Here is a 21,803-nt window from a genome sequence, read left to right as displayed (position 1 = left end):
TTTAAGTAACCACTTCAGCTAATCTATGCTTGCGAACTGCACGCTTAATCTCCATGGCAACGCGTTTGCCTGGACCAACCTCGACGCCGTACTTGTACTTCATATACGGCGAGGTAGGCTCCACGCAGGGGCAGCCGGGCACGCGGGGGCTCACGTCGAATATGCGGAACTGCAGGTCCTTGGTGACGGCGCCCTGCAACGCAAAGAGCCCAATCATTCCGGGTGGGAACTCGCGGCGGCAGATGGATACCCATTTTTCTCCTGCCTCAAACACCTTCTCAAGCTGGCTTTCCCTCATCGTGACGCCCATATGGCCGATTTCGATGTTCTGGGTTGCAACGTTAAGTTCCAGCTGCTCGCGGGCGGGCAGATCTAGGACGCCGTCGAGGTCGGTTTGGACGCGGCGGTCAAAGCCAAGCAGGTCGATGTCGTCTGTTAGGGGCGAGTAGAAGTAGTTGGCGTTGAATTTGGCGCCCAGCACATATTCCTCGATGACGGATTCCTCCAATGCCTCGCGGGTTATGATGCCTGCGTCTATGCGCTTTTTGGCTTCCCGCTCGTATTCCTCTGGCGTGGAGGCATAGAAGAAGGCGCGTTCGATGCTGCGTCCCTTCTCGGCGACTTTGACAATGACGGGGCAGTTAATGTCCTTGGGTGATTGGAAGGCGCGTGGTATCGCGATGCCTGCCTCTTTGAGGAGCCACAGCTGGTTCTTAGGTGCGGTGCGTTCCTCGGTTTTCAGCAGTGCCCGACTGCCCATGAGGGGCACAGCGAATTTCTGCTCAATTGCGTCGTAGCCGGCGTACACGCTGAAGCTGCGGTTAGGCACAAAGATCGTGTTTAGGTTTTGGAGTTCCTTGACGGTTTCGGGGCTGGTGATGTCCTTAAAGTTATCTAAAAAGATGAACTTGTCGAAGACTTCGCGATAGTATCGGGCGTAGGTTTTTTCTCGTCCGTTCTGGCAGACCACGACGGTTTTGAAGCCCTCCTGCTTGGCGCCTGAAGCAATCTCCAGCGCGGAGTGGCTGCCAAGTACGCCAATGCGGATTTTCTCAGGGTTATAACCATCGATTACCTGCTTGATTTGCTCTTGCATATTCATGCTTTCTCACCCATATACTCCTTGTAAACCTCAATTATAGTGGCAAGCCTTGGCACCTTAAAGATTGGTTTGCCGCTCATCTGGTTTGCCACTGCCATGTACATGTCGCTTATTATTCTTTTAAGTTTGGGGTCCAGTTTAGGCGGAGGCGACTTCACCAGCGACTTCCAATCCGCAAGGCCCCTGGCTTCAGCATCCTTTTTCGCCTGCTCAACCTCAATGTACCATGCGGTTTTCTTGTAGAATTGCCTTGCGATTTCCTTGCTAACATGCACACCGCCAAAGGTGAAGCGGCATTCATCCAAAGTGCCCAAGACATCGACTACCATGAGCTGCCGCATATCGTTGAAGGCTAACTCGATTTTACCGTCCTCATTCTTCAATCCCGCGTTAGATGCGGCTTCTGTTATGACTTGGTCGGCTCTGAGCAACACGGTTTTGACGTCGCAAAGTTCACTGTCGGTTAAACCAGAGATTTTCTGTGCCTCCGCCCACGTGACGTAGCGGTCGGTTTCCTCGAGCTTAGTGGACACGTCAAAGATGGGTTTCTGGAGGGTTTCGCCGGGCTGGGGCTGATGGTCAAGACCTAAATCCGCTAAAGTAACTTTCCCCGCGGCTAAACGCTTGAAAACCGAGGAGCCCTCGGGTAATCCGTTGCGGTAGATGATTTCCAGTGGTATAAGGCAGTTTTTCAGCTGGGCACTGTATTGGCTGTAGTCATGAACTATTCTGCATGCTTTTACCCTGATTTTGGGGCGATAAACGTTGACCAACGCCACCTCCATGATGCTAGAGGCTTCCGTGAGTTCATCGAGGCAGACCGCTTTGCCGGCTTGGTTGACGAGGCCGCGGTAGTGGGTTTTCACGCCCAGCTTTTCTAGCTGCTCAAAGCAGTATGCCCCCATCAGGCAGAGCGCGGCGCCTTTGCCTTCTATGTGATCAGGCATTTCGCCCCAGTCAAAAACGCTGTATCGGTCGCTGAAGAGGAATCTGCCCGTGCCCATGGCTGCTTGGGCGGGTTTGGTTATTACCTGAAGATCTTTTACGCTGCCCATCTGTTTTGCCTCAATGCTTGATATTCTGGGTTTGCCTTTATATCGCTTTATCTGTCTGCGCCAACAAACCTTTGCTGCTGCATGCTTGTGCCTTGCCGCGCAACAAGAAGTTATGATGCAAAGCGGCTCTATAATCTTACAAATGTTTAATGAAAATGGAAACAACCGCAAAGCAAGCAAAGGTATTTATCCATAACGTTGCCGAATGAGCTAAGTATTCAAGAGCTAAATGGAGCGGCGGAAATATGTCTGTACAGGAACAGGTTGCGACGACGCAAACCAGATTCAATTCTTCAACAACAACTCCGCTGGAGCTGTTGCCTAAACGGTGGTTCTGCGCTGGCCTTGAATCGTCAGGTAAAACATTTAGGCAAGAATCCGAATCACCCCTCAATTTTCAGGAGATTGTTAACCGCTCAGTTGTCACATGGATTGACTATATCACCGACGACCCAGCTAAGGATTTACCGATGGTTGCTGCGGAGCTAGGTTTTAGCGAAGCCTTCATCACTAACCTGTCAGGCTGCGACCAACTAAATTACTCCGATTTTGACACGGAAATGTGGCTCACTTTTCCCACTATACAGATCCGGGGAAACGATGTTATCCCCCATCAGCTCGTAATATTAATTAAGAAAAACCTGATTTTCACTTTCCATGTTCGCCTCGTGGATAAGCGGTTCCTTAGGCTTAGACGGTACTCTGAGACTTTTCTTAGGAAAATCCCCCTGGATTTGAAGCCTGAGGATAAACTCACGGTTTTGCTGTCCCGTATTCTGGAAGCTAACAACGACAGTAACTTTAGGCATTTGCGGATGATTGAGGAATTCGGCGACGAATTAAACAAGGACTTGATGGATAAAGACGTTGATAAATCGACTTTGGGCCCAAAGATTTACTTGATGAAGCATGCCCTCATCGTTTACCTGAATTCGCTATGGGAGAGCGTTGATGTGCTGCAGGGTATCCGCTTTGGCGATGCTGAATTGTTAACCGATGATCCTAAACTGGTTAACATGTTCACCGGCATGGTTGAGCAGGTGAAAAGCCAGATTGCACTTTCCGAGCACATGTCCGAGGTTCTGGCGTCAGGCATCGAGGCCACCCAGGCAATCTACAACAACCAATTAACCATAGCAAACAACCAGTTGACGGTTTCCAACAACAAGCTAACCCTGCTTAATAATCGTCTCTCAAAAATCGTGGCGTACCTCACCATAATCGGGACCGCTATTTTGATTCCTAACACGATTGCCACTGTTTTAGGTAACTCGGTTTGGGTTTTAGGACCTGATTTTCTGCCTGCCTATTTGGTGCTGATGGTGGGCACTACCTTGGTTGGCAGTTTTATGATGTGGGCCTGGATTAGGAAAACGGGTCTGATGATTAAGGAGCCGGAACCAGCAACGTAGAAGTAGTGCTTGGCGCCAGTCATAGTTTAGTTATGTATGGTGAAAAATGCGGCTGCGTTGCATCCACCAAACAAAATCAGCTCAAATCTGCAGATAAGCTATTTTTAGGCGAAGCCTTGACGAAGGTATCTCTATATGCAGAGAAGGGTCGGCGGATGCTCATCAGGCGTCTGCGTTTTGTGGCTATATATAAGGGGGGATAGGCGTGGCAGAGCAAGCCAGAGCCTGCGTGCAAACAACCTCAAAGACAACGAACACAGAAGCAAAGATGCAGGACCTCTGCAACCTGGAAACCCGCCTTTATGCCGCTTGGAAACTCAGAAGGAAAACCCGCAGCGCCAAAATCGGCAAAACAACCACCAGTCCAAACAGCGCCGCCGTCAACGTCATCACCCTAAGCGCCTTGCTGATGTCTTGATGGGAAATTCTGCCGTGGTCGTCGCCGAGTGTGTAGTATCCCTGCTTTTCAAGCTGAATGTTCAGGGCGCCCGCCATCGCTGAAATCGTGAAGCCAGCGTTGGGGCTTGCGGTCTTGTGCTTGTCACGCTGCAGAATTCGCCATGACTCATGCCAATTCAGGCGCAGCATCGCCGCCGCAGGCACCATCAGATAAGCTGTTATCCGCGCGGGAAGCCAGTTGGTGAGAGTATCCATTTTTGCGCTAAACCAGCCGATGTTACGGAACTCCTCATTCTTGTAGCCCACCATCGAATCCAAAGTGTTGATTACGCGGTAAGCAAAGGCGCCGGGGACACCGAAGAGCGCGAAGAAAAAGAAGGGCGCCGTGATGCCGTCAGTGGTGCTTTCCGCAATGGATTCGACGGCTGCAGATATGATTTGGCGCTCGTTTAAGCTGTTGGGGTCCCGGCGGACGATGTAGGGCAACCATTTGCGTGCGCCATCTATATCCCGGTTTTTCAATGCGGCGGCTATGGGTTTTGTGTATTGCCCCATGCCAGAGATGGCGAAGGTGGCCTTAAACAGAACTGCCCCGACAACTATGTAGAGTACTTCGCCGTAGGGGAACGGCAGGCTTCTGAGCCAATAGAGCAACACGAAAACGGGCGATGCCGCAATCAGCATTATGGCGACTGCCATCAAGACGCCGTTGGCTTTCTCCCGACGCGGGTTAGGGTGCTTGGCGTGTTTTTTGAAGAAAGTTATCAGTTTCCCGATGGCTATGGTGGGGTGGATGCGGTCTGGGTACTCGCCTAAAGTCAAGTCGAGAATAAATGCTAAGGCAAAAATCAACGCGGAATCCAAAAACCAGGAGAAATCAAAGGCAAACATGGCTAAATCAAACCGACTTTAAAGCCCTCTTGAACGCCTCGATTAAATGTGTATTCTCCAAGTGAGTTTTCACCGCTACCCTGATGTAGAACTCGTCAAGCCCCCTAAAGGAGGCACAGTCCCGAATCAAAATGCCCTCTGAGAGCATCTTCTGCTTTAACGCAGCCGCCGTTACGCCTGCCTCATGGATGTCTATGAAGAAGAAGTTGGCGTCGGGGAACTCGAATTTGAACCCTTGGAACTTTGATAGCTGCTCTGCAAGGTACGCCTTTTCTTTTTGGATAAGAGCCTTTGTCACCGCCAAATGCTCCTCGTCGGCAAGCGAGGCAGCCGCAGCCGCCTGGCCCAGACAGTTGATGTTCCAGGGAATCTTGGCGCAGAGCAGAACATTAGCGATTTCCTTGCTGGTTACTCCGTAGCCGACGCGTAGGCCTGTTAAGCCGAAGATTTTGGTGAAGGACCGCAGCACAAACAGGTTAGGATACCTGTCAAGGTGATAGATCATGGAGCGTTCTTTTTCGTCGTCGATGAATTCCAAGAAATCCTCGTCGAGGAACACCAAGACATCCCGCTGCAAGGCGGTTTCAAGTACATCGGTGAGGACTGGCTGGGGGATGAGTTTGCTTGTGGGGTTGTTGGGGTTGCAGAGAAACGCGATTTTTGCATCTGCCAGTTCCCGCTTGAATGCTTCCGCGTCAACCTGCAAGCTACTGGATAATTTGACGAATTTGACCTGTTGCCCAGTTTTGTGCACCGCCGCCTCGTATTCGCCAAACGTCGGCGCGGACATCAGGGCTTTTTCGCCGGGTTTAAGGAAGGCTTCAGCGAAGAGGTACATGAGCTCGGTGGAGCCGTTTCCCATGACAAGGTTATCCTTAGTTATGCCGGCAAAGCGGCTGGCGATTGCCTCTCGTAGCGCATTGGAGTTTGAATCGGGGTAAGCCGCGATTTCGCTAAACGCTGCCTTGGCGGCGTCGAGGGCTTTTTGGGATGGACCCAGTGGGTTGACGCTGGAGCTGAAATCCAAAATTTCCGTGATGCGGCGACCCGTTTGCTGTGCTGCACCGTAGACTTCTGCGCCGTGGGGACAGGGCTTTAGGTGTCTTACATTATCCTTAACTAAGCTTTCAATAGACTTCATTGTGTTCCCTTTGCACGCCGCTAAACTACTGCTTCCTTTTTCACGTAATCATATAAAGGTTTAGTTGGCTGTTGCAACTGATTGGTATCGGCTGCAAAAGCCTTTTTCATCTGGGCCCAGATGATACTAGACAGAGGACCTGAGAAGTTGAAAGTAGCAGACGAAAAACATACGCGTGAAGCATTAAAAGACATGATTGCACAGCGAAGCCCCAACGTGCCCGTTGAGGAGGTTTTGGTTATTTTCTGCGAACGCTATGGGCTCTCGATGGAGACATGTAGGAAATTCTATGCGGAGTTAGTGGTGAAGGGCGAAATAGAGGAAAAATAACTTTAAGGTGCCCTTGACAGATTACTTGCGGGGGCTCACTTTGAAGGAACTTGTCTTCGTGGGGTTAGGGTTAAACGATGAATGCGGCATAACAGTTAAGGGCTTAGAGGAAACCAGAAGCGCCGACGCCGTATTCATGGAAACCTACACAAGCCGCATGCCCGACTTCTCGATGGAGCATTTTGAGGCGATGTGCGGCAAAAAAATCCAGCTTATCCAGCGACGTGCCCTTGAAGAGGAAAACGGCGCAGTTATCCTGAAAGCCGCCCAAGCAGGAAAAGCCGTGTTTCTGGTGCCCGGCGACCCCTTCATCGCCACAACCCACATCACACTGCGCATCGACGCTCAGAAGCAGGGTATCGCCACCCGCGTGGTCCACGGCATATCCATCATGTCGGCGATTGTGAGCCTCTCGGGGCTTCATAACTACAAATTCGGCAAAACCGTCACCGTGCCCTTCCCAGATAACTTCTCAGAAACCCCCTACAACGTGATTGCGCAGAACCGCCAGCTGGGCCTGCATACGCTGTGCCTTTTGGATCTGCGGGCGGCTGAAAACCGTTACTTAACAATCAACGAGGCCTTGCGGTTGCTTTTGGAGGTTGAAGCTAAACGGGGGCAGGGCGTTTTGACATCGGATACGCCTGCTTTGGGGATTGCAAGGGCCGGCAGCGATAACCCCGCTCTCAAGGCCGATTTTGCGGGGAAGCTGGCAGCTTTTGACTTCGGCGAGCCCCCTTTCAGTCTCATTATCCCGGGTAGCCTGCATTTCATGGAGGTTGATGCCCTCATCGCCTTTGCCGAGGCGCCAAATGAGTTTAAGAGGTTATCGCGTTGAGCCTAGAGTTTCTAGTCAACAAATACGTTGGTTCAGCCGAAAAAGTGTTCCTGGAACTAAAACGCACCCAGCCCCCCCTATTGGTAAGTGAGGAAACTGTGACAGAGGTGTTGGCTTGGGCAAGCGATTACCTTAAGGATGCAAAGTATTATAAGGCGCAGGGCAAGCTTGAAACCAGCTTAACCTCGGTGGCTTATTGCGAAGGGCTACTGGATGGTTTGCGACTGATGGGTGCAGTGAAGTTTGAATGGCCGACAAGGAAAGACAACGAAAAGTAGTGCTGGCAACCGGCGTCTTTGACCTGCTTCATCTGGGGCACGTAAGGTTTCTGGAAGACGCAAAAAAAGCAGGGGGCCAAAACGCTAAGCTGGTGGTGCTTGTTGCCCGTGACAGCACCGCGGAGAAGCTTAAGGGCAAAAAACCCATCATGCAGGAAGACCAGCGGCGCGCATTGGTTGAGTCACTTAAGGTTGTTGATGAAGCAGTTTTGGGATATGAGGGCTTAGATGTCGGCGAAGTCATAGAAAAAATCAGCCCTGACATTATTGCTTTAGGCTGGGATCAGGCTGACATGCAGGAAAAAGTTGCATCTTACCTTTCTGTGCATAAACTGCCCATCAACGTTGTTCGGGTGGGCAAATTTGAGGAGAACTCTTTAGATAGTTCCACAAAGATTAAACAGAAAATAATCGATAAACTCACCAAGCATTGATGCCGCCATGGACTGCCAAAAGTATCGACCCACCTACATACTCATTGCCTTAAACGTGGCTATCTACATTGCAGGCGCAATTGTAGGCGGCGACGCCTTAACCACAGGCAACAGCGTCGTTTACATATGGGGGCAAGTTAACGCCTTAGTGTTTGAGGGTGCCTACTGGCAATTATTCACCTCTATGTTCATCCACGCATCCATCTTTCACTTAGTGGGCAACCTGCTGTTTCTACTCATCTTTGGCTTACGCGCCGAAGAAATGTTCTCGCTGCCTGAATACTTAGCCATCTACCTTCTGGGTGGTTTAGCGGGCAGCGCGCTCTCGCTGGTGTTTGGACCATACTTTGTTTCGGTGGGGGCCTCAGGCGCAATCTTCTCGCTTTTCGGCGCAGTCGTAATCTACGATAGACGCTCAGTTAGGCAATCTATACTTGGCGGCTTGGTGTTTGCGTTCTTCTTGTTCTTCATAAACATCGGCGAAAACGTCAACATCCTAGCGCATCTGGGCGGATTAGTTTTCGGCTTGGTCCTCGGCTACATCATCGCTTCAAGACGCAAACCCCACCAGCAGTACTCAGCGGAATTCAAGTACCGAAATACGCCCTTCTAAAAGCTCACTTTGAGGTGTGGATTTCAACTTTAACTTTGGCGCCGTCTTTGAGCCCCAGTTGCTTGCGCAGGCAAACAGGCGCGATTATCTCCAGAACCGAGGCATCGTAGTGGCTGCGCAGCGCCGTCACCAAGGCGCCTTCGATTTTGCCTCCGATTATAGCTGGGTAGCATTTGACAAGGCCGAAGCTTCGGTCTTCTCCCTGGAAACCCATGACTTCCACGGCGGGGTAAGTTTCCAGCTCCGTTCGAGTCTTGATGTCATAGTCCGAAGTTAACTTTACGTTGAGGGTGCCGGGGTAGGGTTCAAAGCCTATTTTTTCCACGATTTGTTTTTTGTAGTCGGGTTTTGAGATGTAGTAGGCGCCTTCACCTAAACCAGTGAACACTGTGCCTTCTAAAGTTACAGAGGGCGGGTATGCTTTCTCCATAAGCAGTTTAAGGCTGGAGTAAATTTTCTGCAGTTCAGATATGCCCTGCTCCTTGATTTCGATGAGGCTGCCATCCGGAGTGATGTTTCGGCTGATCCAATCCATCCGCTCCAACTCTATAAGGTAACGAGATGCAGTCTGCTGGCTGATATCTAGCTTCTTAGCTAGGTACTCGGTTGAGATCTTGGCGGTTCGGTTATAAGCGCCCATCTCAGCGAGTTTTAGGAGCATAAAGAGATGCTGCCACTGCTGCTTTGCTGTCACGCTCAATCCCAGCATTTAGAAGAGGGCGGTTGCATATTTAAGCGGCTCGAAACCAAACCGCCTAAATCCAGCCGTCAACACAGTAAAGATTGCATGAAACCACAAGCCACAGCTGACGTTTTCGACGAAATGGGCGCTTACTGGGCGGAGATCGCCGACAAAAACCAGACCAGCCGCCAGCTGCAATTCCTCATGGGGCAACTTTGCGGCGTCGGCGGGGCTGTGCTGGATGTTGCCTGCGGAACAGGACGCCACACGGGTCCCTTGGCGGGGGCCGGCTTTGACATTGTGGGCTTGGATACGTCACGTAGGCTGCTTGGATTGGCTAGGCAACGCAGCCAGGGCGCCGCATTGGTGCTGGGGGATATGCGTGCTTTGCCTTTCAGGGCGGGGGCGTTTGATTTGGCGGTTAGTATGGATACCAGCTTCGGCTATTTGCCCACCCGTGATGCGGACCGGCAAAGCCTAACCGAGCTGCGGCGCGTGCTTCAGCGGGGCGGCAGGTTTGTTTTGGATGTTTTTAACCGCGAACATCTCATCCGCAGATATCCCCGCCGTAAGCAGCTCAAGTGGCTGATGCTGCCTCTGCTGCTGAAACTCAACAGTAAACGGCTGCTTTTTTGGGCTTATCGTTGGCTCGAGTACCCGAGTTTTCTGCTGCTCCAGAAACGCACGGTGAGCGAGGAGGGGGGATGGCTCTGCGATTTCTGGGTAGTTTATGATCTGGCGAGTGGGCATCTGCTGAAGTTTAGGCACAGGGTACACCTGTATGGGCTTGGCGAGTTGGAGGAAATGCTTGAGGAGGCGGGTTTTGCCGTGCAGAAAACTTGGGGAGGCTACGGGATGGAGCTTTGGGGTGCGGATTCCTCCCGCTTGATTCTGCTCTCGGCTGGGAAGTGAGTTTTCAGGCTCAATTCTTGGTTTATCGCATAAAAGTTATAAGTTGCCGAATTGAGTGTTGATTTGGTGTAATTCATGAACGCTTGGAAGCTTCGCTTTTCAATGGTTGCCACCTTAGCAGCCATCTTCGGGTTAACCACGCTGGTTTTTGCGGTCGTGTTAACCTGGGCAGGTTTTGGCTTGAGCCTCTACGCCATCGCCGCACTTGTTTTAGGATTAAACGTTGTGCAGTGGCTGCTTTCACCCTACCTCGTCGGCGCCATCTATCGCGCTAAAGAACTAAAAGAAGGCGACAACCCCAAACTCCACCAGATGGTCACGGACTTAAGCATAAAAAGCCGAATCTCCAAGCCCAAACTGATGCTGGCGCAGATTCCCCTGCCTAACGCCTTCGCATATGGGTCGCCGTTAACGGGAAACCGGGTTGCAGTCACGCAGGGGCTGCTTAGCAACCTTGACGACGGCGAAGTCGAAGCGGTAATTGGGCATGAACTGGGGCACCTAAAACATCGGGATGTACAGGTTATGATGGCGGTTTCGTTTTTGCCTGCGCTGTTCTATTATATCGGTTATGTGATGCTGCTTCAAGGGATGTTTGGCGGCGAACGCAAAAGTGAAGGCGGCAACAATGCGTTGATTGGCATCGCGTTTATGGCGTTTTCCTGGGTGCTCACGCTATTTACGCTGTATTTGAGTCGCATACGCGAATACTATGCGGACCGCCACAGCGTCCAAATCGTGGAAAACGGAGCCCAGAAACTCTCCACTGGCCTTGTGACCATTGTGGAGGAAAGCAAACGTAACATGCGCCCCCAAAAGGGACAACAGCAGCCTAAAACCAACGGTTCCTACAAAGCACTTTTCATCGCTGACCCCGACCGCGCCGCCGTCGACTCCGCTGAGCTTCACGGCAACAGCAGCTCATATGCGAACAAAGAGCAACTGCTACGCGAAACCCTATCTAGAGAACCAACCTCTGCGGATAGGTTTAGCGAAATCTTCTCGACGCACCCTAACCTCATCAAGCGGTTGCGTGCATTACAGGAACTGAAAGAGAATCCCCCTGCCTAAAACCTGAAGCTTAAATCGGGATGATGATGGTTAAGGAAGGGATTCACCCGTTTTTCCTCGCCGATCATCGTGACTTCGCCGTGCCCCGGATACACCAGCAATCCATCGGGTAACTCGTCGAGGCGCTGCAGCGAACGGTTCATGTCGCTCATGGAGCCTTCAGGGAAGTCTGTTCTGCCGATTCCGCCTGCAAACAGGGTGTCGCCTGTGAAGATGAGGTGCTCGCCTAGCAGGCATATGCAGCCGCGTGTGTGACCGGGTGTATGGAGGACTTTGAGGGTTTCTTTGCCGAATGTTATGATGCTGCCTTCCTCGAGGAGCACGTTTGGCGGTGCGTTGGCGGCGGGTAGGCCTTCGATGAAGTAGGCGTCGAGTTTATGGATGAGGATGGGCACGCAGTATTTTTCCTGCAAAAACCTGTCGCCTTTGATGTGGTCGCCGTGTCCATGCGTGTTTATGATGTATTTTATTTTCAGCTGTGCCCCCTCGATGTACTCTGTTATCTGCTGGGCTTCAGCTTCATAGTCTACGCCGGGGTCGATGATGATGGCTTCTTTGGTGTCGTGACAGCTTGCGACATAGCAGTTAGTTGATAACATGCCGACGGTAAAGGTTTCAATCAACAAGCAAACCAACCCTTCACGACATAAACAAAACAGACTGCTAGAATATAGTATTTTGCCTCATCGAGCAGCATAACACGGCACGCTCATTAAACTCATGGGAAATTTTTACTTGACGTGTCCCTGCTGGCTGACTGTGGCTCTTTAGAAGATGTTGACGCAATAGGCTCTCGCTTGCTCTGCCACGTCTATCCCCCTCTATTTATAGCAACATAGCGCAGACGACTGCTGCTCCACCGCTTCCTCTCCTCCTATAGACCAAAACTCAGTGCTGCAACAAGAAGGTGCGGGCATCGAGTTTGCCGAAGCATCCACAAGAAAGCAACGCCTCAAAACCGCAGCACTGGTTAGTCAAGTTTTCTTGACTGAAGCTTTGGTGGCTGCTCAAGGTTTCTTGACAAAAAAGGCTTTATTTCATAGGCGGATGAGGCATGTCAGCAGTGGATAAGCCGCAATCTGAGGGGTTGTCTGCAAAAATATATGAGTGATTAGCTGCTATGGATGTGCGGGTGATTGGGGATTAAACAGCGAACCTTACTCTGCTTGGTAGTTGTTGCCTTATTCGCCGTTTACCTCTATAACGCGCAGTATGTGCAACCTGCCAGCGCCTGCTATGGACCCCACATAACTGGCGACGTTGACCGCACCGAAGTTAACCTTAACGAAACCATCACTGTCTCGGGCCAAGTCTGCCCCGTCGGCGACAACAAAACCATCCGCATCGCCTTCACACGCCCCGACTATACCTTCATCGAACAGTACTGCCTAACTGACCCCCAAACCGGCAACTTCACAACCACCCAGCAACTGGACATGGCGGGTTACTGGAACATCTTTGTCATCGACGGCCACATCTGCGACCGCCTCTTCGCCCAAGTCACCGACCCCGCCCATCCCGATGCAACTCCGGTTCCCCTCGCGGTTGAACTCAACTATAAACCGAATTACTTGGTTATTGGCGTCAGCGCAACCTTGCTAAGCATAGGTGCAGTCATAACTTACTTTGGTACACGTAACCAGACCCGCAAAATAACTGCGATTCGAACCATGGTGCAGATAGGCTTTGTGTTTTTGATTTTCTTCGGCATATTCATCGATCACTTCAACATGCCGGTTCCCGCCGAGCAGATAGCGCCCCACGAAGTCCTAATCGCCGACAACGTACTGGGCGTGGGCATGCCAGATGGTCTCCCAGTGCCCTTTTTTGCCTGCTACTATCCCTGCGGAAAAACCGTGACCTGTGCGCTCTGGGAACTTCAAACCTACATTTACCCCTTCTTCAACGCCGGCGGAGGCTGGGGTGTACATTATGACGCTTCGGGGCTGGCGCGGTTAGCAGTGGTTTTCGGATCGCTCATATTAGGAGCGGTGGTGCTGGGCAGAATTTTCTGCGGCTGGGTATGCCCGTTTGGGTTATACATGGATTTGATTACGCGGCTGCGCAAGGCATTTAAAATCAGGAAACGCCAACTGTCAGACAAGTCTAGCGAGCGCCTCCATCAACTGGGCTACGTTGTGCTAGCCGTGATTATTCTGCTCTGTGTCCTGTTTGCCTCCCAAACCCTGTTTGGCACGGAGCTTGTGGCGGGCACCGAAAAGGGCGGTTTCGTCTACACATACTATTCAGCGCCGTTCTGCCAAGTGTGCCCCATGAAGCCGCTTTGCATGTTGGCGGAGACAAGCGTTGGGTTGCTGCGTCCGGAATGGTTAGTGGAGGGCACGACGGGGCAGTTTCTACAGTTAGGCTTCTACTTGACATCACTAAACCTAGTCATCCTCGCCATTGTGTCGTTGGCAGCCTTCTTTTTCCGTCGGTCATGGTGCCAAATCTGCCCGCTGGGCGCGTTGATTGCGCTGTTTAACCGTTTCCCACCGTTTAAGTGGATATCGGGGGTGCGGCTGCATAAGGTGGAGGAAAAATGCACCAAATGCGGCATCTGCAAACGCGTCTGCCCCACCCAAGTCGTCGATGTTTACGAGAAGAAAGGCGGCGACGTCGCCAACTCCCAATGCATTTACTGCCTGCGATGCGTGGAGATGTGTCCCCATGCAGATTGCCTGCAGCTTAAGCTGGCGGGAAAGACGGTAGCGAAATCGAGGAACTGGTTAAATAAATCAGACACAATAAGGTTGGAGTGAGAGAGGGAAATGCAGAAACGACTAGCGGTAGGGATTGCGGTTTTGATAGTGGCGGTTTCGCTGCTGATGGGCTTCATATTCGCTGAGCCACAGGTGCAGTCACAGAGTACCCTGCCGGGAAACACATTAATAACCATCCTTATCCGACCCGACGGCAGCATCTCCCCCAGCGATGCACCTATCCAGCGCAGCGGCAACCTCTACACCTTAACCGATGATATTCGGGCAACCATGAAAATCCAGAAAAGCAACATAATCCTCGACGGCGCAGGCTACACCCTAAGCGGCCTCTACAACGGCACCAAAGAGAACGTTTGGATCGTGGGGGAGGGGCCTGATCAGATGCCGCAGAGCCAGGTGGCGACCTACACCATCGGCGTTGATTTGGGTGCTGAAACCGTCGAGGGCATCACCATCCAGAACCTTAACGTCAAAAACTTCAGCATAGGCATGTATGTTTGGACAAAGAACAATACTATAACCCAGAATTGTGTGCAAGATAACATTGTGGGCATTTTGCTGTCGGGGTTAAACAGCACCGTAACCTACAACCACATAGAAAACAACATGCGCGGTCTGTTCTTTGGCTTCAACAACCCCGACGGCGACATCATCCCCTCGGACATAGTTATCAACCACAACAGCTTTCTAAGCAACGATATCCAACTTAACGGGTGCCTCTGCAAAGACTACAACAGCAGCGAACCCCCACACAGCTGGGACGACGGCAAAGAAGGCAACTTCTGGAGCGACTACAATGGCACCGACGCAGACGGCGACGGAGTAGGCGACACCCCCTACGTTGTGGACGTGCTCAATCAGGACACCCATCCGCTTATGTGGAAACCAGCTCAAATCCCGGTCCCCGCCGCCAAAGAGGAAACGCCGGTTTTCCCCACGGAGCTGGCTATTTTTTCGGTGGCGTTTGTGGCTTTAGCTGCGGTTATCACGGTTGCGCTGCGGCTGCTGAGGCGAAAGCGGTAGCTGCGGTACTCTTTTATCTGCAAGCCCCCTTATTTTTTGGTGAAGTGATTTTCATGAAGGTTGTAGCTTTTAATGGCAGCGCAAGGAAGGGCGGCAACACCGCGGTCCTCATCCGCCATGTCCTAGCTGAACTGGAAAAAGAAGGCATCCGAACCGAACTCATCGAGTTAGCCGGGCAGCCCATCCACGGATGCACCGCATGCGGAACCTGCCGTAAACTCAAAAACAAGGAATGCAAAATCGTAAACGACAACGTCAACGCCTACATCAGAAAGATGGAGGAGGCAGACGGCGTCATTTTGGGGTCGCCTACCTATTTTGGGATGATGACGCCTGAACTTAAAGCCCTCATCGACCGCGCGGGGTATGTGGCTATGAATAATGATTACCTTTTCAGGCGCAAGGTCGGAGCCGCCGTGGTTGCGGTGCGTCGGGCAGGCGGCATGACGACTTTTGATGGGATTAACCACTTTTTCCTCATCAGCCAGATGATTGTGCCAGGCTCCCAGTACTGGAACATAGGCGTGGGACGTGCACCCGGCGAAGTCGAACAGGACGCTGAAGGCCTTGAAACGATGGAGACGCTGGGCCAGAACATGGCATGGCTGCTTAAACAGCTAAATACGCCTAAGGGCGAAGCGAACGCTTCATTTTTCAACGCACGCTAAACAAAAAGAAGGAGAACCGCCAAAAGGCGGGGATTTTCTTATTTCATGATGGCTGCGAGGTCTTCGTCTGCGGTTTTGATGGGCATGATGTTGAATTTCTCAATCAGCACCTTGAGGAAATTGAGTGTTATGAACGCTGGCAAGGTTAAGCGTAAGCTTCCAAGTTTTATTGGTGGATGATAGCATTACTTAAAAGAAAAACTGGAATTGCTGCTACGTTACGGACTTCAACGAATTAAAAGTCTCGAACCTGATAATTTTAATAAAATCAATCGCGCTTTAGTCTTTTTTTAAAGAATCTGTAAGCAAGAACAGCATCTTAAAATAGTAAACGAAATCCAATTTTTCTGTCGCGCGCTCACCAGTTTATGAGATGTCTTCTATTTTTCCATAGCGAATGAATACATGTTCTCCATATTTTGGAGAGCCAGCGTTTCTTGGTTCATTGTTAACCCACCCTTCAACACCATCATCATTAATCTGAGTAATAACTACCCACATATGCTCATGACCGAAGCAAGCGAAAACAGCGTGGCAGAATTTCATGTCTTGCTTGGTGAATTTGCCTTTGTTTGAATGTCTTTTTTGGAATTCATCTAAGCTTAACCTTTCAAAACCGCTGCTTTTGTCATAGCGCTCTTGCAACCGTTTCTGTTGCCAAGCTTGCGCGACTTTTAAGCACTCTTTTTGCGTTCGTTCTCCTGCAGGGCAGAGATGCCCAAACAATCTGCATCCATTTTGGGGGTCTATCATTACCGGCATATTTTCAATACAGTGCTCATACGGGCAAAGAGCACCTCCTTCAATTACTTTTTCCTCTTTAGCCGGGTGCATGCAGGTCGAGTGCCCACATATCCAGTTGAAGCATGTTTTGCAACCGGACCAATCTAAATGCGATACTCCCGGGGGTCGAGTGCAATTTGTTGCTTCTGTGTTATTGAGAATTAGTTCATGATGAAAATATCTGGGTAAATCTTCGTCTGCTTGAAGGTGAATCATTTTTGGAATTACTTCAAAAAGTTCACCTTGAAATTCGACCATGGCTTCATTTGAGGAACCAAATAATAATTCTACTGCTATGCAATCTTGGTCGGAGGGGTTCCATTGGATTCCATTTTGGCGGAGCCAGAAAAGATTCCGTTGACCAAGCACTGCATATGTACTATCGCGCAAGTAATTGATGATGTCTTGTGCTCTCACTTCAAGGGTAGACGTTAAGTGTTCTGCAACTGCCTCTTCGTTGGCTCCGTTATGCTGGTGAAAAGCACTCACTGAGCCATCTATAAGAGGCTTAACTAAGTCCATAAAGCTACAAGTAATCCATATGGGGACGGTAATCTTCAAACGTAGACCGAATTGAGATGGAACGCCTTGAAATTCGGCAACAGGATTAATCGACCCTGACTTTATGGCAAACCAAATGAGTGCTGGATTCTTAGTTTTCTTTAATCTCACCATAAAGTCAGTCGCCAACTTAGAATCCCATTTTATCAGCGTTCGAGTGGGTATCCAAAAATCGAACCCGCTGTTTTTCAGTTGTGATTCATAGCGCTCATAATGTTCCACCGATCTAAGGTTTGATGCGTTAGGCAGTGGTGGAGTCTTTGAAAACGAGCGTTCGAAGCATAATCCTGCATATTTAGTTTGTTGAAAATATTGAGTACCTACGTTGTAAAATAGAATATTGTCAATATCGCTTGGTTCTCTTTCAGGAGAAATGTAAATTGCATGCAGGACTTCAGTTGTATCGCAGTTTAGGCTTGTTAGTGCTGAGCGAATTTCGTTTCTAAAAGTCAAAAGCCAATCTTTTGGCTCAAAGGGTAGTCTTTTTTCGTTCCATATCTCAATAGTATTACGACCCTTTAAGATGAGAAAATGTGTGCGCTCTTCGTTCTTAGTAGGAATAGGAGCGTAAGTTAGGTTTGCTTGTGATTGTTGTGTTAATACAACAGCTTTAATATTTTGTGCTTCTCCACTTTTTGGATTCAAGGAAAGCGCTATATCAAAACATTTGATTGCTTCCTCAAGTCGACCCAGATTCCTCATTATTTTGCCGCTTAAGATCCAGTGTTCTTCTAAGTAGGAGCAAGTTCTATTGGCCATGTCGAGTGCTTTAAGAGCCTCTTCAAATCTTCCTTTTTCACTAAGCTCTATTCCTTTTTGAAGCCAAGTTGTATACCAAGCAACATTGTTAAAGCACCCTACGTCCTCGCTTTCTACTTCAGCGGGGATAGCTTCGTTTGATTTAAGAAATCGTAAGCGATATTCGTTATTTATCTCAAGGTTGCTGGTTCGAATCTCAATTAAAACCTTGTCTCCTGCTTGCGCTTGGTGTCTCACGAACCATTCTTTGAGTCCTGTTAACATAGGAGTGTCCCATTTCCACCCGGTTAAGTTCACATATTCGGGGCTTTCTATGTTATCAAATAGTATTGGAATCTTTAACGAGTCTTGTATCTTAGGGAAATGCGGTTTTGCCTGGGTAAGTATGTCCAGAAATCCTCCCTTAATTTGTGAAGGAACAAGTGTTTGAATTATCTGCATTCTTTCCCTTACTCGGCATTAGGATAGTTGAGATTAAAGTACTTATAAAATTGTTGCTTAGATTGGGCATTAGCTAAGCACTTCGGGGTAACTCTTACAACTATTGTTCCGATTTAAATTGGTTCAACTAAAACAGCTATTATCATGGACAACTGTACGAGCTTCAAGCATTCGATTGAAGTGTGTGATTATTGGCAGTTGGAAAAGCGTAAGCAAAGAGCGAAAGCGGCAGAAAAGAGCACAAAGGTAATGGCGCTAAATAAAAAATTTGAAGTAGGCAGTAGAGGTCGCTTGAGGAATTATTTGATGTCCTCAAGGAGAAGATTCGCGAGCAAAGCACTAGATACTGAGCCAAAAGAGCCATTGCCATTTCCTCTTGAAATGCTTGAAACTTAAAGGGGTGGAAATAGACCCAGAACCTGTACCTTGGTGAAACTATTTCCAGAGACCTTTATGTCTGGTGCAGACTGAGAAAATAATAATGACTCTTAAAACTCGACGTACTTCTTAGAGCAGTATCGCCAGACGTAGGGCGAAGCAAGACTGCTAGGCAAGAATGGGCCGAAGAGCCAGATACCCCTTGACAAATTAACATTGAAAAGGACAGAGAGGACCCGCCGAGCAAAGTATTTCTTGAAGCATTGAGTCAGCTAAAATCTGCAGTACCATGTTTCAACCCTAGAGGAACTATAATATTTCTTGTTTAAAGAACGACCACAGATAAACCTGAAGGCGACATGCTTAGAAGAAGCACAGATTATAGATATTAATTCAGGGTTTCAATTTGGAGCCTTGGGGTGAACGAAGTCATCGAAAGACGCCTATAGTTTCTAAAGCTCAATAAAAGCAATTTTTGTGTATTAACAAAAAACTGTCCAGTTGCAATTGAAACTTAAGCGTTTACCTAAAAATAAAGAAAAAAGTGATACAAACAAAAAATGGCTAAAAAAGGAAATTCCTCTTACCCCATGATGGCTTTAAGGTCTTCGTCCGCCGTTTTGATGGGCATGATGTTGAATTTCTCCACTAGCACGTTTAGGATGCCTGGGGTGATAAACGCGGGCAGGCTGGGTCCGATGCGGATGTCTTTGATGCCCAAGTACAGAAGCGACAGCAGAATCGCCACGGCCTTCTGCTCATACCATGACAGCACAAGCGAAAGCGGCAACTCGTTAACTCCCACTTCGAAGGCGTCGGCAAGTGCCAAAGCAATTTTTACTGCGCTGTAGGCGTCGTTGCATTGTCCGATGTCGAGGAGCCGCGGAATTTCATCGATGGTTCCGAGTTCCTTGTCGAAGAAGCGGAATTTACCGCAGGCAAGCGTGAGGATAATGGTGTTTGAAGGTGCTTTCTCGACGAATTCAGTGTAGTAGCTGCGTCCAGGTTTGGCGCCGTCGCATCCGCCGACTAGGATGAAGCGTTTAATGTGGCCTGCTTTGACGGATTCGATGACTTTGCCAGCGACGGAGAGCACTGCGTTTCTGCCAAAGCCCACCAGCACCGATTTGCCCTCGACGTCGTCTGCGAAGCCGGGGAGCTCCTGTGCTTTCTTAATTACCTGTGAGTAATCGTGGTTTTCGATGTGTGCTACGCCGGGAAACCCGACGGGTCCTGCCGTGAAGATGTTTTTGCTGTAGGTTTCCATGGGTTTCTGGATGCAGTTAGTTGTCATCACGATGGCGCCGGGGAACGCTGCGAATTCGCGTTGCTGGTTTTGCCATGCGGTGCCGTAGTGCCCGTAGAAGTTGGGGTAGGCTTTGAGTTTGGGGTATCCGTGGGTGGGAAGCATCTCGCCGTGGGTGTAGACGGTGATGCCGCTGCCCTGTGTCTGCTTTAATATGTGCTCTAAATCGATTAGGTCATGTCCCGAGACGAGGATGGCTTTGCCTTTTTTGTGGCCAAGCGGCACCTTGGTGGGGACGGGGTGACCGTAGGTTTCGGTGTTGCCTGCGTCAAGTAGCTCCATGGCGCGGATGTTGATTTCGCCGCATTTGAAAACTAGTCCGACGAATTCGTTGACGCCTAAGCTTTGGTCGAGTGGCGCGGCGAGGCCTTCGTAGATGAAGCCGAAGACTTTTGGGTCCTTTTTGCCCAGCAGATAGGCGTGGTAGGCGTAGGCTGCGACTCCTTTAAGCCCATAGGTAAGCAGCCACTGAAGCGAATGTAAGTCCGCATTGGTTATCGGCTTACTGTTTATTCCATGCTGTTTACCCTGTGCAACTAAGCCTTCTTGACTGGTTTCAAGGGGCATATGCGGCGTAGAAATGTTGGTTTGTCTGTGGAGTTGCTCATGAAGCTGGGATGCCTTTTTTATGTATTCTATGATTGCGTCGGGGTCGAAGTTGACGTTGGTTAAGGTGACGAAAAGCGCCTCTGCAGTAAAGGCGTCGACTTGTTCGTCTTGCCAGCCGGCTTTTCTTGCTTGGAGGGCATGCTGGCTGAGTTCGCGGAGTTTGAAAACAAGAAGGTCCTGGAGGGCGGCGACCTGGGGGTTTTTGCCGCAGACACCCATGACTGTGCAGCCTGATCCTTTGGCTGTTTGTTCACATTGATAACAGAACATTTGGTTTTGACTCATGATATTCACTGTTAGGATTATGGCGGAGTCTTTAGATAGATATTTCCCCTTATGTTTAAGGGGTTAGCGGGGCAGTGTTTGGCTTATGGCAGACAAAACGACACTTATTTGGATACATTTATATACTGAGCGCTATGATATCAGCTAATCAACGAAGCGAGGATGATTAAAACGAAAAAAGGCACCCTAGCCATACTTCTCCTAGCCGTAGCCGCAGTAACCCTCTTCTGGAGTGTCGGCGTAGAATCAGACTTCTTTGCAAACCCCGCGTTCTCCGCCTTCTTCTGGCTAAGCAACCAAGACGCCCATAATCTCGCCTTCTTCATTCCGTCACTGGGCGGAGCTGCTCTCCTTTTCGGTATTAGCTATTGGTCACTCCGTAAAGAAGACATCTAACCCCCAATTTCTTTTTTTCTCCTTAAAGGCAGCTTAGAGCTCCCGCTGGAAATAATGCTCCAAAAGCCGCCGGGTTCCTCGCCGCATAATCTCCGAAAGCGTCGCGGCGCTGATGCCCAGCTTAGATGCCAACTCCGCCATCCCGATTTTGCGGGGATAATCAAAAAAGCCGCTTTTAAGCGCCAGCCAAAAAATGCGTTCCTGATTCTCCGTTAAAACGTCAATTTGCTGCTCGAATTTGCCGACTTTGCGCACGGTGACTTTATGCCCGGCTTTTTCAAGGTCAGCCACTATGCCTCTAAAAGATTCATGGGTTGGCACCATGAAACTGTAGCTGATGATGCTGTCCTGCATGCTTTTGCCCGAAACCAAAAAAGCGTCATGCGCCAAAATCGTGTTGCAGACGCCGCAGCCTTCGCTTTCCAGCCAAACCGCGGATTTGCCTTCCGCGTGGCCTTTTGCGGCGAGTTCCTTGGGGACTTTTTTGGCTTGCTCCTCACCGAGGTCCATGAGGTGCCGCACGCAGCCGCCTCTGCTGCTACGTACATCCACGACTTTGAGGTGTTTAAAGCCCAAGGCATCGAGTTTGCCGACCATGCGGCATTCTTTGTTCTCGACTTCGATTACGATGTGGTAGGGTTCCCGCCAGGCATCAACCAAGCTAATCACTGAGGAGAAGATGCGTTTGCAGCCTAATTACGGTTGCTTAAAGA

At 49.9% G+C, this 21,803-nt stretch carries 23 protein-coding genes; 14 read left to right on the top strand and 9 right to left on the bottom strand.

The window, feature by feature from the left end:
- Position 1: 1 nt before the first annotated feature.
- Both NWE93_11915 and NWE93_11910 read right to left on the bottom strand, forming a co-directional pair.
- A complete protein-coding gene (locus NWE93_11915; GenBank protein MCW4000934.1) occupies positions 2-1,102 on the bottom strand; it encodes a formate--phosphoribosylaminoimidazolecarboxamide ligase family protein in 1,101 nt (366 codons plus the stop codon).
- Entirely contained in the window at positions 1,099-2,157 is a 1,059-nt protein-coding gene (locus NWE93_11910; GenBank protein ID MCW4000933.1) for a phosphoribosylaminoimidazolesuccinocarboxamide synthase, read from the bottom strand. Before NWE93_11910 ends, NWE93_11915 begins: the two co-directional genes overlap by 4 nt.
- Positions 2,158-2,170: 13 nt before the next feature.
- On the opposite strand from NWE93_11910, the gene NWE93_11905 reads away from it, so the two are divergent.
- Both NWE93_11905 and NWE93_11900 read left to right on the top strand, forming a co-directional pair.
- A complete protein-coding gene (locus NWE93_11905; GenBank protein MCW4000932.1) occupies positions 2,171-2,353 on the top strand; it encodes a hypothetical protein in 183 nt (60 codons plus the stop codon).
- Positions 2,354-2,402: 49 nt separating this feature from the next.
- Positions 2,403-3,569, top strand: a complete 1,167-nt coding sequence (locus NWE93_11900) for a CorA family divalent cation transporter (protein MCW4000931.1) — start codon at positions 2,403-2,405, stop codon at positions 3,567-3,569.
- Positions 3,570-3,869: 300 nt separating this feature from the next.
- Here the strand turns inward: NWE93_11900 and NWE93_11895 are convergent, their stop codons facing one another.
- The gene (locus NWE93_11895; GenBank protein ID MCW4000930.1) at positions 3,870-4,859 is read right to left on the bottom strand and encodes a cobalamin biosynthesis protein; all 990 of its coding nucleotides are present in this window, start codon (positions 4,857-4,859) and stop codon (positions 3,870-3,872) included.
- 7 nt (positions 4,860-4,866) lie between these two features.
- The gene (locus NWE93_11890; protein ID MCW4000929.1) at positions 4,867-6,000 is read right to left on the bottom strand and encodes a histidinol-phosphate aminotransferase family protein; all 1,134 of its coding nucleotides are present in this window, start codon (positions 5,998-6,000) and stop codon (positions 4,867-4,869) included.
- 120 nt (positions 6,001-6,120) lie between these two features.
- On the opposite strand from NWE93_11890, the gene NWE93_11885 reads away from it, so the two are divergent.
- From NWE93_11885 to NWE93_11865, 5 genes are read left to right on the top strand one after another with little or no spacing between them, the layout of a single operon-like run.
- Entirely contained in the window at positions 6,121-6,330 is a 210-nt protein-coding gene (locus NWE93_11885; protein ID MCW4000928.1) for a hypothetical protein, read from the top strand.
- A gap of 40 nt (positions 6,331-6,370) precedes the next feature.
- The gene (gene dph5, locus NWE93_11880; GenBank protein MCW4000927.1) at positions 6,371-7,168 is read left to right on the top strand and encodes a diphthine synthase; all 798 of its coding nucleotides are present in this window, start codon (positions 6,371-6,373) and stop codon (positions 7,166-7,168) included.
- Positions 7,165-7,446 carry a DUF357 domain-containing protein gene (locus tag NWE93_11875; protein ID MCW4000926.1) on the top strand — a complete coding sequence of 94 codons (282 nt, stop codon included), beginning with the start codon at positions 7,165-7,167 and terminating at the stop codon, positions 7,444-7,446. Before dph5 ends, NWE93_11875 begins: the two co-directional genes overlap by 4 nt.
- The gene (locus tag NWE93_11870; protein MCW4000925.1) at positions 7,416-7,880 is read left to right on the top strand and encodes an FAD synthase; all 465 of its coding nucleotides are present in this window, start codon (positions 7,416-7,418) and stop codon (positions 7,878-7,880) included. Before NWE93_11875 ends, NWE93_11870 begins: the two co-directional genes overlap by 31 nt.
- 7 nt (positions 7,881-7,887) lie before the next feature.
- Positions 7,888-8,493: a rhomboid family intramembrane serine protease gene (locus NWE93_11865; GenBank protein ID MCW4000924.1), complete on the top strand. Its 606-nt coding sequence runs from the start codon at positions 7,888-7,890 to the stop codon at positions 8,491-8,493.
- 4 nt (positions 8,494-8,497) lie between these two features.
- Here the strand turns inward: NWE93_11865 and NWE93_11860 are convergent, their stop codons facing one another.
- A complete protein-coding gene (locus tag NWE93_11860; protein ID MCW4000923.1) occupies positions 8,498-9,187 on the bottom strand; it encodes a DUF120 domain-containing protein in 690 nt (229 codons plus the stop codon).
- Positions 9,188-9,280: 93 nt separating this feature from the next.
- On the opposite strand from NWE93_11860, the gene NWE93_11855 reads away from it, so the two are divergent.
- Together NWE93_11855 and NWE93_11850 are read left to right on the top strand one after the other, a co-directional pair.
- Complete coding sequence (locus NWE93_11855) at positions 9,281-10,087, top strand: class I SAM-dependent methyltransferase (protein MCW4000922.1); 807 nt, start codon at positions 9,281-9,283, stop codon at positions 10,085-10,087.
- Positions 10,088-10,162: 75 nt separating this feature from the next.
- The gene (locus NWE93_11850; protein ID MCW4000921.1) at positions 10,163-11,158 is read left to right on the top strand and encodes a zinc metalloprotease HtpX; all 996 of its coding nucleotides are present in this window, start codon (positions 10,163-10,165) and stop codon (positions 11,156-11,158) included.
- Here the strand turns inward: NWE93_11850 and NWE93_11845 are convergent.
- Positions 11,155-11,781 (bottom strand): MBL fold metallo-hydrolase, encoded by a 627-nt coding sequence (locus NWE93_11845; protein ID MCW4000920.1) that lies wholly within the window; start codon positions 11,779-11,781, stop codon positions 11,155-11,157. The genes NWE93_11850 and NWE93_11845 overlap by 4 nt on opposite strands.
- Before the next feature lie 513 nt (positions 11,782-12,294).
- On the opposite strand from NWE93_11845, the gene NWE93_11840 reads away from it, so the two are divergent.
- The 3 genes from NWE93_11840 to NWE93_11830 are packed head-to-tail and all read left to right on the top strand — an operon-like array spanning position 12,295 to position 15,572.
- Complete coding sequence (locus NWE93_11840; protein ID MCW4000919.1) at positions 12,295-13,920, top strand: 4Fe-4S binding protein; 1,626 nt, start codon at positions 12,295-12,297, stop codon at positions 13,918-13,920.
- Positions 13,921-13,929: 9 nt separating this feature from the next.
- Positions 13,930-14,904, top strand: coding sequence for a hypothetical protein (locus NWE93_11835; GenBank protein MCW4000918.1), 975 nt, complete (start codon positions 13,930-13,932; stop codon positions 14,902-14,904).
- Between the two features lie 53 nt (positions 14,905-14,957).
- The gene (locus NWE93_11830; GenBank protein ID MCW4000917.1) at positions 14,958-15,572 is read left to right on the top strand and encodes a flavodoxin family protein; all 615 of its coding nucleotides are present in this window, start codon (positions 14,958-14,960) and stop codon (positions 15,570-15,572) included.
- Positions 15,573-15,938: 366 nt separating this feature from the next.
- Here NWE93_11830 and NWE93_11825 read toward each other — a convergent pair whose 3' ends face one another.
- Complete coding sequence (locus NWE93_11825; protein ID MCW4000916.1) at positions 15,939-18,116, bottom strand: tetratricopeptide repeat protein; 2,178 nt, start codon at positions 18,114-18,116, stop codon at positions 15,939-15,941.
- A gap of 144 nt (positions 18,117-18,260) precedes the next feature.
- Between NWE93_11825 and NWE93_11820 the strand changes: the two genes are divergently transcribed.
- Positions 18,261-18,512 carry a hypothetical protein gene (locus tag NWE93_11820; protein MCW4000915.1) on the top strand — a complete coding sequence of 84 codons (252 nt, stop codon included), beginning with the start codon at positions 18,261-18,263 and terminating at the stop codon, positions 18,510-18,512.
- A gap of 565 nt (positions 18,513-19,077) precedes the next feature.
- On the opposite strand, the gene hcp is transcribed toward NWE93_11820, so the two are convergent.
- A complete protein-coding gene (hcp, locus tag NWE93_11815; GenBank protein MCW4000914.1) occupies positions 19,078-20,679 on the bottom strand; it encodes a hydroxylamine reductase in 1,602 nt (533 codons plus the stop codon).
- A gap of 177 nt (positions 20,680-20,856) precedes the next feature.
- Between hcp and NWE93_11810 the strand changes: the two genes are divergently transcribed.
- Positions 20,857-21,090: a hypothetical protein gene (locus NWE93_11810; GenBank protein MCW4000913.1), complete on the top strand. Its 234-nt coding sequence runs from the start codon at positions 20,857-20,859 to the stop codon at positions 21,088-21,090.
- A 33-nt stretch (positions 21,091-21,123) separates the two neighbouring features.
- On the opposite strand, the gene NWE93_11805 is transcribed toward NWE93_11810, so the two are convergent.
- Positions 21,124-21,750, bottom strand: coding sequence for a helix-turn-helix domain-containing protein (locus NWE93_11805; GenBank protein MCW4000912.1), 627 nt, complete (start codon positions 21,748-21,750; stop codon positions 21,124-21,126).
- Between the last annotated feature and the right edge of the window lie 53 nt (positions 21,751-21,803).

This window comes from Candidatus Bathyarchaeota archaeon (assembly GCA_026014735.1).
In the GTDB taxonomy this organism is placed as follows: Archaea; Thermoproteota; Bathyarchaeia; order Bathyarchaeales; family Bathycorpusculaceae; genus Bathycorpusculum.
This window is presented reverse-complemented; position numbering and strand designations above follow the sequence as displayed.

Coding starts and splice junctions, on each gene's coding strand:
- NWE93_11915 (MCW4000934.1), bottom strand. CDS start 1,102: ATGAATATGCAAGAGCAAATCAAGCAGGTAATCGATGGTTATAACCCT.
- NWE93_11910 (MCW4000933.1), bottom strand. CDS start 2,157: ATGGGCAGCGTAAAAGATCTTCAGGTAATAACCAAACCCGCCCAAGCA.
- NWE93_11905 (MCW4000932.1), top strand. CDS start 2,171: ATGCTTGATATTCTGGGTTTGCCTTTATATCGCTTTATCTGTCTGCGC.
- NWE93_11900 (MCW4000931.1), top strand. CDS start 2,403: ATGTCTGTACAGGAACAGGTTGCGACGACGCAAACCAGATTCAATTCT.
- NWE93_11895 (MCW4000930.1), bottom strand. CDS start 4,859: ATGTTTGCCTTTGATTTCTCCTGGTTTTTGGATTCCGCGTTGATTTTT.
- NWE93_11890 (MCW4000929.1), bottom strand. CDS start 6,000: ATGAAGTCTATTGAAAGCTTAGTTAAGGATAATGTAAGACACCTAAAG.
- NWE93_11885 (MCW4000928.1), top strand. CDS start 6,121: ATGATACTAGACAGAGGACCTGAGAAGTTGAAAGTAGCAGACGAAAAA.
- NWE93_11870 (MCW4000925.1), top strand. CDS start 7,416: ATGGCCGACAAGGAAAGACAACGAAAAGTAGTGCTGGCAACCGGCGTC.
- NWE93_11865 (MCW4000924.1), top strand. CDS start 7,888: ATGGACTGCCAAAAGTATCGACCCACCTACATACTCATTGCCTTAAAC.
- NWE93_11855 (MCW4000922.1), top strand. CDS start 9,281: ATGAAACCACAAGCCACAGCTGACGTTTTCGACGAAATGGGCGCTTAC.
- NWE93_11850 (MCW4000921.1), top strand. CDS start 10,163: ATGAACGCTTGGAAGCTTCGCTTTTCAATGGTTGCCACCTTAGCAGCC.
- NWE93_11835 (MCW4000918.1), top strand. CDS start 13,930: ATGCAGAAACGACTAGCGGTAGGGATTGCGGTTTTGATAGTGGCGGTT.
- NWE93_11830 (MCW4000917.1), top strand. CDS start 14,958: ATGAAGGTTGTAGCTTTTAATGGCAGCGCAAGGAAGGGCGGCAACACC.
- NWE93_11825 (MCW4000916.1), bottom strand. CDS start 18,116: ATGCAGATAATTCAAACACTTGTTCCTTCACAAATTAAGGGAGGATTT.
- NWE93_11820 (MCW4000915.1), top strand. CDS start 18,261: ATGGACAACTGTACGAGCTTCAAGCATTCGATTGAAGTGTGTGATTAT.
- hcp (MCW4000914.1), bottom strand. CDS start 20,679: ATGTTCTGTTATCAATGTGAACAAACAGCCAAAGGATCAGGCTGCACA.
- NWE93_11810 (MCW4000913.1), top strand. CDS start 20,857: ATGATTAAAACGAAAAAAGGCACCCTAGCCATACTTCTCCTAGCCGTA.